The following is a 14,577-nucleotide window of genomic DNA, read 5'->3' on the forward strand; positions in this document are numbered from 1 at the left end:
CCCACGCGATAATGGAACTGTTATGGAGAAATTTAAGGCAGAGGGGTAATTATGAATGTTAGAGTGTTACGGACATGGAGGAGATTTGGAAAGTGCTGCGGATGCCTATGGATTAGAAGAGAGTGCATTCCTCGATTTCAGTGCCAATATTAATCCATTGGGTCCACCTCAACACGTGTTGCAACAATTAGAGATGGCGCTATCAGCTATCATTCGTTATCCAGACCCAGGTCATCGGCAATTTAAGCAACTTCTTGGACGAAAATTGAAAGTGAACGAGAACTGCATTTGTGTAGGTAATGGTGCCGCAGAGTGTATGTCTCTTATTCTTCTTGGGCTGCATCCTCAGAAGGTAGGGATCATTGAACCTTGTTTCTCTGAATATCGGCAACTATCCGAGCAATTCAATATAGAAGTAACATCGATACAGGGTGAACAAGATAAGGATTGGAAAGCAAGTGTTGAGGCAATAGGAGAATTACTACAGCAGGTAGATCTACTATTTATTGGACAGCCTAATAACCCGAATGGTGTACAGTATACACTTGAAGAGCTACATGTATTAGCTGAGTTGGCTGAACAATGTCATACATATCTGGTTATTGATGAAGCTTTTATTGACTTCATCCCAGTACAGCAACAGTGTTCCTTGTTATCCGAGCTTGAGATCTATCCCCATACCCTGTTGGTGCGATCTATGACGAAGTTCTATGCCATTCCCGGTCTAAGATTAGGGTATACCTTGGCGCACCCAGATGTCATTAGATTGATGAGCGGTAAGCAAGTGACGTGGAGTGTGAATGGACTAGCATTGTTGGCAGGTGAGGCAGCGCTTCAAAGTGGTGAAGGTTTCGAGCGTGATACGTTGGAACTGATATCTCATGAGAGAGCAGTACTCGTCCAAGGCCTTACAAAGCTAGGATGTGAGGTCAGCCCAGGGGAAGCGAATTTCTTACTCGTCAGACTGCCCAATCCATGGAGAGCGTTAGATATGCAACGAGAACTTGGACTTCGAGGGATTCTGATTCGAAGTTGTGCGATGTACCCTGGACTTGAAGAAGGACATATTCGAATCGCCGTCAAAGGCGCAGATGCAAATCAGTTATTTCTTACAAAGATCCAGAGTGTGATAGAAAGCTTAGTATAAGAATAGGAGATCAATGATGACAACACCTTTTTTGAATGGTGATAGTAACCTGTATAAATCTATGGTGTGGCCCGGGCTAACGCTTACTCGACAAGAACGCCATTTACTACTTCAATCCCCTGTCCCTATGGATAGTCTTAGCAGTGCTATACATGGGGGAGGGATGAGAAAGATTGATCGCGTAGCTAATATTTATGTGGATTGGCAATATGAATGTCATGATCCAGAAAAAGATGTGGCAAGCTTGTTCGAAGAGTGGGATTATACTCAAGAATCGACGGCGGGGTTATTGACAGCTGTCCGCTTGGGACATGCAGCAGTTCTGGAAGAGAGCGGGAAGGACGCATCCCTATTCTGCTGTACAACAGCGGGAATATCCAATGGCGCTCGTGCGGGATCTGAACGAACTACGTTCCCAATCTATCAACCTGGAACGATTAATATCATGCTGATGATAGATGCAAGATTGACTCAAGCGGCGATGGTGAATGCTATCATTACAGCGGTAGAAGCGAAGACGGCTGCTCTAGCGGATATGGGAATATGTGATGCGGAGAATGGGTTGATCGCTACGGGCACGACGACAGATGCTATTGTACTAGGAGTAAGTCAATCTACTTCCTATCCGATTGAACATCGTTACTGCGGAACAGCAACGGATCTAGGAGCTGCCATTGGACGAGTGGTTTATGGAACAGTAACAGAGAGCCTTTTGGCTGCAGGAGTGAAACCGTCATGATGGCATGGGCAATAGGTATTTTATGGTGCGCATACCTCCTAGATCTTGTCATCGGAGATCCTCGTTGGTTACCGCACCCTGTAATAGGTATGGGTAATTGTATTAAACGTGTAGAGAAGAAGATTCGCAGCAAAGTCTCTCAACCGGTCCAATTGAAAATGGCAGGAATTCTACTCCCAGTTATTATCGTCGGAGGTTCTCTTGTGATAACGTGGGCATTGTTAAGAGGACTCTATATGATTCATCCTTGGTTGTCAGCAGGAGTAGAAGTTATATTGATTGCTACAACCATAGCTACGAAAGGACTTAAAGCTGCGGGTATGGAGGTGTATGGTCATCTTAGTCGAGGTGATCGACCTGCCGCAAGACAAGCATTAGGAATGATTGTTGGAAGAGATACGGCACATTTAGAAGAGCCTGAGATTGTTCGTGGAACGGTTGAGACCGTAGCAGAGAATATCGTAGATGCTATTGTGTCACCGTTGTTCTATGCCCTGATAGGTGGAGCACCACTTGCCATGGCTTATCGTGCGGTCAATACCTTGGACTCCATGGTTGGATATAAGAATGAGAAATATATCAACCTAGGTTGGGCTTCGGCACGATTGGATGATATTGCGAACTTTATCCCAGCTCGAATAACAGCTGTATTATTGGTCGTTAGTAGTTGGATGATGTCTCTAGATTACAAAAAATCTTATCGTACCATCAAACATGATGCCCGGCTCCATCCCAGTCCCAACAGTGGGTTTCCGGAGTCAGCTGTAGCTGGAGCTTTAGGAATCCGGCTCGGAGGTGAGAACGTGTACCATGGAGTATTATCTTTTCGTGCATACATGGGTGAGTATTCTCGTCCAATGGCTAAGGAGGATATTCAGTCAACCGTACGGTTAATGATACTCGCTTCATTACTATTCCTCATGCTGTGCACACTTACGATATGGGGTGTAGGTGGAACGCTATGGAGTTAGAACTAATATGTATCCGTCATGGCAGAACGCAATGGAATCAGGATAGACGATATTTGGGGCATACCGATATAGGTATTCTCCAAGAGTCATTAATAGAGCTTTTGCCAGTGAAAGAAGCCCTTAAAGGAAGAAAGTTTCAAAGGGTATTCTGTAGTGATCTAAAGCGATGTAGGGAAACGTTACAATGGATCTATCCTACTTCCATAGATAGCGTAGCATTTGATGAAAGGTTACGAGAAATGGATTTTGGGGAGTGGGAAGGGCATACCTACGATCAGTTAAAAGATATGAATAATTATCGAGGATGGTTAGACAATCCACAACTCGTAACTCCTCCAGGAGGAGAATCATGGGGGCACTTTCAGAAGCGCCTTGTGGATTTTATGGACAATCTGGCATGTGTCATAAAGGAAGAAAATGATGATAAGGGTATGTCTTCTATATTAATCGTTACGCATGGAGGGGTTATCAGACAACTCGCAAGTATGACCATTCCAGGTTCAACGTTCTGGGATTTCTCTGCTGACCCGGGAAGCTTATTATCATTAAAATTGATCTTGCATGAGGGGCAATGGGTAGGGCACTTATGATGAATCCCATAGCGTATTGTTAACATTAGATTGTAAGGTGACTCTATTTAACCTATAATTTTGAGTAGAGAGGCAAGACTTGTCCTTAAATGAATATAATAAACTTGTGAGGTCTAGGGTAGAAGTGCACCATACGTGCGTGCTTCAACGTCTAGTTAAAAGGGAAGTCGGTGAAATTCCGACGCGGTCCCGCCACTGTGAAACAGGGATGTTCTTAATGTACCACTGTTCTGCGACAAGCAGGATGGGAAGGTGAGGACATTAGCGAACCTGTGAGCCAGGAGACCTGCCTTATGAGTATATTACGACGGTCCTTCGAGGAAGGGATTACGTTTGGCTTATGGAAGTACACCGATTCATTTCGGTACATAGCCCGCGGAACTCATGGTGACTGTTACCATACACCCCGTATAAACGTAACCCCTGATGCTTTCTTAACACAAGAAAATCAGGTTTTTTTTGTTGCGAATGCAAAGACTTCGTAAAGACAATTCATTGAGATCACATGGAGAGCGTCTCGTAAATTATGGAATACGAAGATAGGGGAGAAAGATTACAATGAAACAGAATTGGAAGAATTGGAAGAATTGGAGTTCGGGTGCCCTAGCGATTATTCTAGCGTTATCACTCGCAGCTTGTGGAAATAATAATGAAGCGAAGCAAGTAACGGAATCAGCACCAATAGTCAATGAACAGGGTACTCCACCTGTAGAACAGGCAAGTGAGTTGAGAACGGTCTATCCACTTACCGTAAAAGATGTGACAGGCGAAAGTTTTACATTTAGTGAGGCTCCGGATCAATTAATATCGATATCTACAGCAGAGACAGAAATATTATTTGCTCTAGGATTAGATGAACAGATTGTCGGTGTTTCTGATTATGACGATTATCCAGAAGCTGCGAAATCCAAACCTAAGATGGGTGATTTATATAATCTGAATGAGGAAGCGATTATTGCGGTACAACCTGATCTTGTTCTTACAGGTACTTCTTTGAATGTTGAAGCTAACGAGAAATTTCGTGATTTAGGAATTCCAGCATTTAAGACAGATGCGAAGTCCGTGGATGAGGTCATTGCCAATATTGAATTATTGGGTAAGATTACCGATCGTCAAGCAGAGGCAAAGCGTGTTGTAGATACAATGAAACAAGAGCGCGATGAAGTGACGGAAGTAGTTAAATCACTTACACCTGAACAGAAAAAGACAGTATATTTGGAGTTTTCGCTTGGTTGGACGGTAGGAAATGGCGAATTTTTGGATGAGTTAATCACCCTAGCTGGGGGTGTTAACGTCGCTGCAGATACAGTGGGATGGAATGCAATTAGCGAAGAGAAAATTATTAATGATAATCCTGATGTGATTCTATATTCGAAGAATGTCATTGATGAGAATACAAAAGAAACCTTAGACCAGGTCATTAAAGCTCGTAGTGGATGGGATCAAATTACGGCTATTAAGAATGATGATATATATGCATTAGATGATGGTCTAATTAGTCGTACGGGTCCACGTGTGACACAAGGACTTAAGATCATTGCCAATGCTATTTATCCTGAACTTATGAAGCCATGAGAACAAAGTTAGCTTGGTATGGCGGACTCGGGGTAGTCTTGCTTATCGTGAGTTTTCTACTCTGTCTTGGCATAGGGGCAGTGGAGATCCCAGTAAAAGATATTATAACCATTCTATTGCACAGGGCACCATGGATTGGTGATGCGATTACTCCGAATTGGAGCCCTGCCTTTGAACAAATATTGATCAAAGTCCGGTTACCACGAATTGTCCTTGGTATGTTGGTCGGAGCGGCTCTTGCTATTGCTGGTTCTGGATTTCAGGGTGTACTTCGTAATCCACTAGCTGATCCTTACACCCTTGGCGTATCTTCAGGTGCATCTGTCGGTGCTGCAGTTCTCATATTCTTTGGCATACAGTATTCACTTGTAGGTGCTTGGACACTGCCATTGGTTGCTTTTGTTACGGGCTTATTGACGCTATGGGGCGTGTTATCACTGGCACGAGACGGGGGGAAGATTCCTACTAACAGTCTGATCTTGTCTGGCGTAGTGATGCAATCCTTTCTAGGTGCTATAGTATCCTTCCTAACAGCGATGTCGAAGGAGACGATTAATGAAATCTTGTTCTGGACGATGGGAGGACTCAGCTTCCGAGGCTGGTCATATACCTTAATGCTATTACCATACGTTTTGATTGGGCTTCTCATCATTTGGAGTAGTGCACGATCCTTAAATTTATTAGCACTGGGAGAACGTCAGGCGGCACATATGGGTCTTCGTGTGGAGAGAATTAAGCTAATTACGTTAGTTGTATCGACATTATTAACAGCAGCTGCCGTATCTGTATCGGGTGTCATTGGATTTGTAGGTCTTGTGATTCCGCATATGATTAGACTCATTACCGGTCCTGATTATCGACTCATCGTTCCATTATCAGCAATAGGAGGTGCGATCTTTACCATGTGGTGTGACACCGCTGCCCGCTCCATTCTTGCACCAACAGAGATTCCACTAGGCGTAGTCACGGCATTTCTTGGGGCACCTTTCTTTGCATATTTGTTATATCGTAATAAGAAGCAAGGGAATGGTGGTAAGGTATGATTGAGTTGCGGAATGTATCTAAATGTTACGGAGAGCTTATGGCACTCATCGATGTGAACTGCTCCATACAAGAAGGAGAGTGGTGGGGAATCATTGGTCCAAATGGGAGTGGTAAATCAACGCTACTCCAATTAATCTCTGGAGTCGACAAGATATCCACGGGTGAACTTATGATTCGAGGCCATCATGTCTCGGAGTATAGTCGGCGAGAGTTATCTCAGATGTTGGCTGTCCTTCAGCAGGATGGCCTTCCTGCCATTAACTATCCCGTTAGAGATATTATTGAAATGGGTAGATTCCCATTTCAAGACTGGCTCGGACGAGATCGGGGAAAGAGTGCTGAGACTATTATTGATGACGTCATGGATATGTTACAGCTACAGGAGCTAAGTGATCGACCATTAGATGAACTTAGTGGTGGACAAAGGCAACGTGTGGCATTAGGTAAAGTAATGGCCCAAGAACCCCGAATTCTATTGTTGGATGAGCCCACGACGTATCTAGATATCTACTATCAGCTGCAATTCATGGAGTTGGTTGCTAACTGGCGTAAAGAAACAGGAATTACGGTTATTGCCGTACTCCACGATTTGAATTTAGCAGCTCAATTCTGTGATAAACTGTTAGTACTGCAAGAGGGAGAAGTTATTGGAATAGGGACACCCGAAGAGATCTTAACAGAGGACAATATCCGACGAGTTTATGCTGTTGAGCCAGCTGTTGTTCAACATCCCAATAGTGGGGTTCCACAAGTACTTTTATCTCGTCATTAAAATGTATTAAGAACGTTATAAAACCTCTAAAAGGAGAAATGAATAATGAGTCAAGAAATCATGGGACGAATCGGAGAAATCAAAGGTCTTGATCAAACTGCAATTCAGGCAGCAAAATTACATATAGGTAACCTTACTGTCCCACCGGGAAGCTTGGGTAAATTAGAGGCGATGGCAATCCAACTTGCTGGGATTACAGGCGAAGTGAAGCCTTCCTTTGACCGTAGAGAAGTCATTATTATGGCAGGGGACCATGGGGTATGTGAAGAAGGTGTGAGTGCTTTTCCACAAGAAGTGACACCTCAAATGATACATAATTTTCTTGCTGGTGGTGCAGCGGTAAATGTACTTGCTAGACAAGCAGGTGCGGAAGTTGTCTGCGTGGATATCGGTGTGAATAGTGAGTTGTCCCACCCTGAACTCATTTCACGTAAAGTCCGCTATGGTACAGCTAATATGGCACAAGGTCCTGCCATGACATATGAGGAAGCGATACAGTCCATTCTTGTGGGCGTCAAGATAGTTGAAGATGCTGTTAACCGTGGGGTACAACTATTTATAACGGGTGAAATGGGCATTGGTAATACGACTGCAAGTTCAGCAATTATATGTGCACTGTCCAATATTTCGGTCAGTGATGCGGTGGGAAGAGGGACTGGCATTGATGATGCACGTTTACAACATAAGATTAGCGTTGTAGAACAAGCATTGAAAGTGAATGCCCCTAACCCACTAGATCCTGTAGATGTTCTTGCGAAGGTTGGTGGACTTGAGATTGGTGGTTTAGTTGGTGTTATTCTTGGATCAGCTGTACATGGTTGTCCGGTGATTATCGATGGGTTCATTTCTAGTGCAGCGGCGTTGCTTGCCAAGGCGATTTGTCCAGAAGTTGCTAACTATATGATTGTATCGCATGCTTCCCATGAACAGGGACATCGAATGTTGTTGCAAGAGTTGGGTCTTCGACCCGTATTGGAATTGGACCTACGCATAGGTGAAGGTACAGGTGGTGTATTGTGTCTACATCTTGTAGATGCGGCTTGCCGTATAGTAAACGAAATGGCAACCTTTGAAAGTGCAGGCGTATCGGGTGAAACTAAGGAAGAGAAGAAATGATCACACTTGTTACAGGTGGGGCACGAAGCGGGAAGAGTAACTTTGCTGAGAGGTTATGTATGTCCAAGTCACAGGGAGCTGTATATGTTGCTACAGCACAAGCTTTTGATGATGAGATGACAGAGCGGATCGCACTTCACAAACTTCAGCGTATGGAAGCTAACTATCCATGGCGAAATGTAGAAGAATCGTTCCATCTCGCTAAGCTTCTGAGTGATTGGCGTGAGAATCACCTGAGTGAAGCCAATGAAGCACCAACGGTTTTAGTGGATTGTCTCACGATATGGCTATCTAATATCCTCCTATCTTATGAAGGACAACAGGATATGCAAGAGAAAGTGAAAGCCGATATCCTACATCTAGTAGAACAGGTACAGCAGTACCCAGGACATTTAATTATGGTAACCAATGAAGTTGGGAATGGGATTGTGCCAGAGTATCCCCTAGGTAGATTGTATCGTGATTTAGCAGGGTTTATGAACCAGGCTATATCCAGATGTTGTCCTGAAGTCTTTTTAGTGACAGCGGGTATTCCTATTGAACTGAAGAGTAGGGAGTATATATTATGACCAAATGGGGACAAGCGGCTGCGGCCGCTTTTCAATTTCTATCACGTTTTCCTGTGAAGGCTAATCTTGATTATTCACCCACATTGTTTCGCCAAAGCGTGAAGTTCTATCCGCTAGTAGGTGCTGCCATTGGGCTTGTCGTATGGGCAGGAGCCGCAGGATTTGGTTACTTATTGCCACCACTACCAGCAGCCGTGTTGACACTCATCTTGTGGGTTGGGCTCACTGGGGGGCTTCATTTGGACGGTTGGATGGATACGGCAGATGGTATTTTAAGTTATCGTCCGCGTGAACAAATGTTGGAGATTATGAAGGATAGCCGTGTTGGAGCTATGGGTGTTTTGGCATGTGTGTTGCTGCTTATGCTGAAGCTCTCTTTAATCTATTCACTTCTATTAGATGGTGGGGTTGACTCAGGACTTCTCTTGTTACCTTTGATATGGAGCCGTTGGTTTATGGTTCATGCAATGTCTTCATGGCCTATGGCTCGTGGTAAGGATGGATTGGCTGGTAAATTTCATGGGTTGAATAAAGGGCAGATTATGGCCGCGTTGCTTATGGCGATTGTGTTGTCAGGTGTTGTTGCATCGATAGTCCCTCTAATATATATGGACAGTGTTACATGGACGACTGCACTCCTTGGATTCATTACGATTCCTCTGGCAGCGTGGGTTGCAGGAACATGGCTGGCACGGAGACTAAACGCCACATTAGGTGGATTAACAGGGGATACGTATGGTGCTCTTAATGAGTTACTTGAAGTCGTAGCATTACTTATGTTGGTGCTGTTGTACCATCATATGTGAGATAATGATGTCTTTCGCGTGATATTCATGTGAAAAAAGGGTTTAAATCTTTAAGAAAGACATATAGTTCTAATATGCTCTAGAAAGAGCTGGTTTTTAATAACAAATTAATCCTACCCAAATACTATGGTATATGCTATGATATGAATCGTCGACAATGCAATCATATTTATTTGCTATATTTTATTATTTGGGGGGCATATATAATGGACACTTTATGGATTATCATCAATATCGCGGTTATGCTGGTACTGATTGGATTACTAGTATGGATGCAAAAGAAACATATCTCCTTCACTAAGCGTGTATTTACAGGATTAGGGCTGGGAATCGTATTTGGAGTGGTTCTGCAATTCTTCTTCAAACCGGATTCGGATGTTATTGGTAAGTCCACAGAATGGTTCAACTTAGTAGGTTATGGTTACGTGGGCTTGCTCCAGATGATCGTAATTCCGTTAATCATGGTATCCATCATTTCTGCCATTATGAATTTGAATGGTGTTAAGAACCTTGGGAAGATGAGTTTTTCTATTATTGCTGTTCTTCTTATTACAACGGCTATTGCGGCGTCAGTTAGTATTATCACTACGCTAAGTTTCGATTTACAGGCTATTGATATTACGAGTGGCGACAGAGAACAGGCACAAGGTGTGAAGTTAGAAGAGAGACTTGGCGTTGTGGAAGATCAGTCGATTCCGGAGCAAATTCTTGAATTTATTCCGAAAAATCCTTTTGCAGATATGACCGGAGCCCGCAGTTCTTCTACACTTGCTGTTGTTATTTTCTCGGCTTTTATCGGGATAGCTGTTCTTGGAATAGATCGTAAGAAACCGAAACAGGCACAAGTCTTCCGTGATTTGATCGATGCGGTATATGCTGTTGTCATGCGGATGGTTACTCTTGTGTTAAGACTGACTCCGTACGGTATCTTGGCATTGATTACTAAGACTATTGCTACGACCCAGATTGATGAAATTTTAAAGTTAATTAACTTCGTAATTGCTTCGTATGTAGCTTTGATTGTTATGTTTATTATTCATTTAATATTGATCACGTTATTCGGATTTAACCCGTTAGTATATCTGAAAAAAGTTCTACCTACACTCACATTCGCATTTACTTCACGCTCAAGCGCAGCTACCATTCCGCTGAATGTAGAGACTCAGACAAGAAAACTAGGAGTATCTACAGGGATCGCGAACCTATCGGCTACCTTCGGGGCTACGATTGGTCAGAATGGATGTGCTGGAATCTACCCAGCAATGCTTGCAGTAATGATTGCTCCAACAGTTGGAATAGATGTAACAAGTTGGGGTTTTATTCTGAAATTGATTCTAGTAGTTGTTATTAGTTCCTTTGGAGTTGCAGGTGTTGGCGGGGGTGCTACCTTCGCATCACTTATTGTACTTTCTACGATGGGTTTACCTGTTGCATTAGCAGGTTTACTGATCTCTGTGGAACCTCTGATCGATATGGGACGTACTGCACTGAATGTAAATGATTCCATGACTTCAGGTCTTATTACTAGCAAAATTCTAAAAGAAAATGATTCCAAGGTTTATCTTGATCAGAATATAGATTTAGATTCAACACAAGCTTAAGTCAAGTAGAAGACTAGAAATACAGGACAGGGAGCTATCCCTGTCCTGTTATTTTTGAATTCGGACGGATTTTGCAATTTGACGGGATGAATAGATTCGTTGGGTGTAGGCGTAAATGATGACTTTAGTAAGCATTTTAGGATGATAGCTTTCACGTCCACCACCGGGATAGGCTGCGTCTAAGATCGCATCGTCCAGTCGATTTACGGCTACATTGACGAGACGAACGAGGTTATTTTGAGGAATGTCTTCTTCCAAATCCATTGGTAGGAAAAGCTGGTTCAAGTTATATTGAATGTACAAAGAAATCGCTCCTTTTGAAATGGTTGCTGGTACTTCCATTTTACCAAAAAGAGCGATTTTTTTGTGTTGTTATCGGTTGGAAAGTTGCAAGAAAAACTTGGTCTCCGAATTTCAACCGCTGAGCGGTTTCAATCCAGAAATTTGGAGACCACAGCGATTGGAGAAAACGGTCCGTTCGCGGAGCGTTCTCTCGGAACACCTAACTTTCTCCTAAAAATTACAATGGGGCACCCCTAGCCATTTTCATGACTTTTGGGACAGCCCCTAAAGTTTAATACATATGTTAAATCTTGAATTTCTGAATCGATTCTTGCAGTTGCAGAGCATATTCGTGAAGACTAGCAACGGTTGTACGATGCGCCTCCATCTCATTGAGCTGTTGTTCACTTGTATTTGAAATTTCACGCATCTGGTCACGTGATTTCGAGGTGATTTGAGCAGTCTCTTCGACTGAGGCACTTACCTCTTCCGTACCAGCGGATACTTCTTGTGTAGCTGCAGATACGGTTTGTATGGTCTGATTAACATTTTGAATGAGCATATTAAGTTGGTTAAAAGCTTTTCCGGCATCTTGTACTAACTCTTTACCTGAGCGAACTTCTTGATTAACACGGCTCATCGTCGTAACGGATTCTTCGGTATCTCTCTGAATCGATAACAAATGTTCTCCAATTTGTTGCGTCGCATTACGTGATAGATCGGATAGCTTACGGACTTCACCTGCAACAACCGCAAAACCTTTTCCATGCTCACCTGCACGAGCTGCTTCAATAGAGGCGTTTAGTGAGAGCATTTGTATTTGCTTCGTAATATCAGTAATGAAGGTCACCACTTCTCCTACGATTTGCGAACGTTCATTCATTAAACGGAAGGATTCTAATGAATCAAGGGAAATTTGCTCTACTTGTTGCATCTGATCGATAGCACGCTGTGCAAGTAGATTACCACTAGTTGCTTCATTAGAAGCTTCGGATACCTGTTCAGATACGTCACCTGAAGAATTAGCAATATGGCTGATACCTTGAGTGATTTCATCCATGGCGATGGCATTTTCTCTTGAAGTAGAGGCTATACTTTCACTGCCTTTGTCAATTTCCCTCAGAACGGAGTTGGATTGTTCAACCATAGTCTTCATAGAATCAGTACGTTTCATCAAATCATCAGATCCACTCAATACTTCAAGGGAAGTCTGTTGCACGTGTTCGATCATATCTTTTAAATTATGAGTCATTCGATGGAAGCTACTTGCAAGTTGAGCTATTTCATCATGTCCCTTGACCGTTATCTCTTGTTGTAGGTCACCCTGTGCGAGAAGATTACTGTGCGCTACAAGTTTAACAATGGGACGGATAATACCCCGGCTACTAAAGAACGCAATGAGAAGTCCAACAGCCATAACAAGTACTGTGATTCCTATACAAATCCATAAGATGAGTTGAGTTTCTGCAGGAATAAAGCTCGCATCCACACTGATGGCAAGAATCATAGTACTTCCTGGGATTGCGATGAATTCTGTTTTAAACGTACCAAATTTATTTGTATATACATCACTTACAGCTATTTTATTCTTGACGGCAGCATTCATTTCAGCTTGGAATTCAACAGACTCCTGCGCCTTCATTGGTGAATGCATGTTGGAAGCGAGAATGGTTACTTTATTATCCTTAACGTCTGCAAGATAGATGTTATGTAGTTCAAACTTCTTTATTTTTTGATCGAAGTAAGAGGAAATCATGCTTTGAGAACCTTCATTACCTTTTTGAGTCTGCAATATTTGAGATGTGTTAAGATTTTTGTAAATATCATCGGAGTTAGTTTGAAGGCTGCTGTCAACCTTGGGTAATACATAGTCTTTGATTATTCCCATAGACACATTATAGAAGCTTATACTGAAGAGTAAAGCAGCGATTAATAACACAATAGAAACAACAAACATGAATTTACGTCCAATAGAATCTCTAATTTTAAACATATGGTTCATCTCCTTATTCGGCTTAAGATTCTGCAATTCTGATTCGGTTCCCTGGATGCTATCGTGATATTGCGATTCTCAGCTTCTAGCACAGTATAGAAAGGTGGTCTTTTGTTGGATGATAGTTTCTGGCTTATTAGGATAAAAGGGGGGACCTTAGTCCATAACTTTCGGAAATAACAACCAAATAAAGAATATAAATGAAACTATTCAATGACGTAGTTACTATTTTACAAAAATAATAGATAATTGAATAGTGTTTTTTCATAGCTCAACTGAAATATTTCAGAAAATACAACATGTGATGAAATTATTTCCATATACTTAATTATACTAGGTCTTTGGTCACTTTTCCAAAGAAATATAGTGAGTTCTCTCTTATGGATAAATAAAAGGAGGATTCTAAAATAAGGCTAGTCAGTAGCTGTCCTTTATGTTAAAGTAGATCATGTTTTGAACGTTGTAGACGTTTAAGACCGCGGTTCGTAACCATCCCGCGTATCAAAACTAGGAGGATTAATCATGTTTAATTTAGGGTGGGGCATTGTATATGTGCTCGTAAACTTTTCGCTTTTTCTGTTGTGTTACCGCCTATTCGGTAAGAAGGGGCTCTATGCATGGATTGGAGTTGCTACGGTCATTGCTAATATTCAGGTTACCAAAACGATCGATATGTTTGGTATTGTTATGACTTTAGGAAATACCATGTACGTGAGTCTGTATATGACTAGCGATCTGCTAAATGAGAAGTATGGGCAGGAAGAAGCTCGCAAAGCGGTATGGTTCGGGTTCTTTACCTTATTGATGACAACAGTCATTATGCAGATGGCACTTTTGTTTACGCCAGCAGAAGGAGACTTTGCTCAAGATTCGTTGAAGAAGGTATTTGGACTTATGCCAAGACTAGCTGTAGGTAGTCTAAGCGCATACTTCGTAAGTCAGTTTCTCGATGTGAAGTTGTACAGCTGGATTCGAAAGTTCTATCCGAAGCCCGAGCATTTCTGGATTCGTAATAATGGAAGTACGATGATCAGTTCTTTCGTGGATACATTAATCTTTTGTTTAATAGCCTTTTCGATACCAAGTTACGGTTGGGGTGTCTGGGTGGAGATATTATTAACTACTTATATTATTAAGTTCGTATTAACAGCTGTTGGAACACCATTTCTATATAAGGCGCGAACTTTTAAATTTACCGATGACGAGTAAGTGAACGTACCATATACATTGAAAAAAAAAGGTTATCCTTAATGCCAATAATTGGGCATAGGATAACCTTTTTATTAAAATATAAGAATGTATAAGTATTTCTGCTTATACATAGGATTATATTTCAACGCTAAACGTTTCATCGCCGCTAAAGGACGGCGAA

Annotated in this window: 13 protein-coding genes, 1 pseudogene and 1 riboswitch; of the genes and pseudogenes, 12 read left to right on the plus strand and 2 right to left on the minus strand. The window is 42.2% G+C overall.

Annotation, left to right across the window (positions count from 1 at the left end):
• The first annotated feature begins 55 nt into the window (after positions 1 to 55).
• From cobD to AC1D7X_RS07155, 11 genes are all read left to right on the plus strand, one after another.
• Positions 56 to 1,147 carry a threonine-phosphate decarboxylase CobD gene (gene cobD, locus AC1D7X_RS07105; protein ID WP_495455004.1) on the plus strand — a complete coding sequence of 364 codons (1,092 nt, stop codon included), beginning with the start codon at positions 56 to 58 and terminating at the stop codon, positions 1,145 to 1,147.
• A 13-nt stretch (positions 1,148 to 1,160) separates the two neighbouring features.
• Entirely contained in the window at positions 1,161 to 1,886 is a 726-nt protein-coding gene (locus tag AC1D7X_RS07110; protein WP_495474906.1) for an adenosylcobinamide amidohydrolase, read from the plus strand.
• Positions 1,883 to 2,857, plus strand: coding sequence for an adenosylcobinamide-phosphate synthase CbiB (gene cbiB, locus AC1D7X_RS07115; RefSeq protein ID WP_495455006.1), 975 nt, complete (start codon positions 1,883 to 1,885; stop codon positions 2,855 to 2,857). The genes AC1D7X_RS07110 and cbiB overlap by 4 nt, the downstream gene beginning before the upstream one ends.
• Positions 2,848 to 3,447, plus strand: coding sequence for a histidine phosphatase family protein (locus tag AC1D7X_RS07120; protein ID WP_495455007.1), 600 nt, complete (start codon positions 2,848 to 2,850; stop codon positions 3,445 to 3,447). The genes cbiB and AC1D7X_RS07120 overlap by 10 nt, the downstream gene beginning before the upstream one ends.
• 93 nt (positions 3,448 to 3,540) lie before the next feature.
• A riboswitch (cobalamin riboswitch) is annotated at positions 3,541 to 3,755 on the plus strand.
• A gap of 250 nt (positions 3,756 to 4,005) precedes the next feature.
• The gene (locus AC1D7X_RS07125) at positions 4,006 to 5,022 is read left to right on the plus strand and encodes an ABC transporter substrate-binding protein (RefSeq protein WP_495474907.1); all 1,017 of its coding nucleotides are present in this window, start codon (positions 4,006 to 4,008) and stop codon (positions 5,020 to 5,022) included.
• Positions 5,019 to 6,065, plus strand: a complete 1,047-nt coding sequence (locus AC1D7X_RS07130) for a FecCD family ABC transporter permease (protein ID WP_495455010.1) — start codon at positions 5,019 to 5,021, stop codon at positions 6,063 to 6,065. Before AC1D7X_RS07125 ends, AC1D7X_RS07130 begins: the two co-directional genes overlap by 4 nt.
• Entirely contained in the window at positions 6,062 to 6,838 is a 777-nt protein-coding gene (locus tag AC1D7X_RS07135) for an ABC transporter ATP-binding protein (protein WP_495455011.1), read from the plus strand. Before AC1D7X_RS07130 ends, AC1D7X_RS07135 begins: the two co-directional genes overlap by 4 nt.
• 45 nt (positions 6,839 to 6,883) lie before the next feature.
• Complete coding sequence (gene cobT / locus AC1D7X_RS07140; RefSeq protein WP_495474908.1) at positions 6,884 to 7,954, plus strand: nicotinate-nucleotide--dimethylbenzimidazole phosphoribosyltransferase; 1,071 nt, start codon at positions 6,884 to 6,886, stop codon at positions 7,952 to 7,954.
• Positions 7,951 to 8,523 (plus strand): bifunctional adenosylcobinamide kinase/adenosylcobinamide-phosphate guanylyltransferase, encoded by a 573-nt coding sequence (gene cobU / locus AC1D7X_RS07145; protein ID WP_495455013.1) that lies wholly within the window; start codon positions 7,951 to 7,953, stop codon positions 8,521 to 8,523. The genes cobT and cobU overlap by 4 nt, the downstream gene beginning before the upstream one ends.
• The gene (gene cobS / locus AC1D7X_RS07150; RefSeq protein WP_495455014.1) at positions 8,520 to 9,329 is read left to right on the plus strand and encodes an adenosylcobinamide-GDP ribazoletransferase; all 810 of its coding nucleotides are present in this window, start codon (positions 8,520 to 8,522) and stop codon (positions 9,327 to 9,329) included. The genes cobU and cobS overlap by 4 nt, the downstream gene beginning before the upstream one ends.
• A 206-nt stretch (positions 9,330 to 9,535) precedes the next feature.
• Positions 9,536 to 10,930 (plus strand): L-cystine transporter, encoded by a 1,395-nt coding sequence (locus AC1D7X_RS07155; RefSeq protein WP_495474909.1) that lies wholly within the window; start codon positions 9,536 to 9,538, stop codon positions 10,928 to 10,930.
• Positions 10,931 to 10,990: 60 nt separating this feature from the next.
• On the opposite strand, the pseudogene AC1D7X_RS07160 reads toward AC1D7X_RS07155, so the two are convergent.
• Both AC1D7X_RS07160 and AC1D7X_RS07165 read right to left on the minus strand, forming a co-directional pair.
• Positions 10,991 to 11,233, minus strand: a pseudogene (locus AC1D7X_RS07160) (transposase); the annotation flags it as partial.
• Between the two features lie 283 nt (positions 11,234 to 11,516).
• Positions 11,517 to 13,205 (minus strand): methyl-accepting chemotaxis protein, encoded by a 1,689-nt coding sequence (locus tag AC1D7X_RS07165; RefSeq protein ID WP_495474910.1) that lies wholly within the window; start codon positions 13,203 to 13,205, stop codon positions 11,517 to 11,519.
• Positions 13,206 to 13,727: 522 nt separating this feature from the next.
• On the opposite strand from AC1D7X_RS07165, the gene AC1D7X_RS07170 reads away from it, so the two are divergent.
• Complete coding sequence (locus tag AC1D7X_RS07170) at positions 13,728 to 14,414, plus strand: queuosine precursor transporter (protein WP_495455017.1); 687 nt, start codon at positions 13,728 to 13,730, stop codon at positions 14,412 to 14,414.
• Positions 14,415 to 14,577 lie beyond the last annotated feature (163 nt).

This window comes from Paenibacillus sp. Y568 (genome assembly GCF_059445545.1).

Coding starts and splice junctions, on each gene's coding strand:
- cobU (WP_495455013.1), top strand. CDS start 7,951: ATGATCACACTTGTTACAGGTGGGGCACGAAGCGGGAAGAGTAACTTT.
- AC1D7X_RS07165 (WP_495474910.1), bottom strand. CDS start 13,205: ATGTTTAAAATTAGAGATTCTATTGGACGTAAATTCATGTTTGTTGTT.
- AC1D7X_RS07170 (WP_495455017.1), top strand. CDS start 13,728: ATGTTTAATTTAGGGTGGGGCATTGTATATGTGCTCGTAAACTTTTCG.
- AC1D7X_RS07130 (WP_495455010.1), top strand. CDS start 5,019: ATGAGAACAAAGTTAGCTTGGTATGGCGGACTCGGGGTAGTCTTGCTT.
- cobS (WP_495455014.1), top strand. CDS start 8,520: ATGACCAAATGGGGACAAGCGGCTGCGGCCGCTTTTCAATTTCTATCA.
- AC1D7X_RS07125 (WP_495474907.1), top strand. CDS start 4,006: ATGAAACAGAATTGGAAGAATTGGAAGAATTGGAGTTCGGGTGCCCTA.
- cbiB (WP_495455006.1), top strand. CDS start 1,883: ATGATGGCATGGGCAATAGGTATTTTATGGTGCGCATACCTCCTAGAT.
- cobD (WP_495455004.1), top strand. CDS start 56: ATGTTAGAGTGTTACGGACATGGAGGAGATTTGGAAAGTGCTGCGGAT.
- cobT (WP_495474908.1), top strand. CDS start 6,884: ATGAGTCAAGAAATCATGGGACGAATCGGAGAAATCAAAGGTCTTGAT.
- AC1D7X_RS07120 (WP_495455007.1), top strand. CDS start 2,848: ATGGAGTTAGAACTAATATGTATCCGTCATGGCAGAACGCAATGGAAT.
- AC1D7X_RS07155 (WP_495474909.1), top strand. CDS start 9,536: ATGGACACTTTATGGATTATCATCAATATCGCGGTTATGCTGGTACTG.
- AC1D7X_RS07110 (WP_495474906.1), top strand. CDS start 1,161: ATGATGACAACACCTTTTTTGAATGGTGATAGTAACCTGTATAAATCT.
- AC1D7X_RS07135 (WP_495455011.1), top strand. CDS start 6,062: ATGATTGAGTTGCGGAATGTATCTAAATGTTACGGAGAGCTTATGGCA.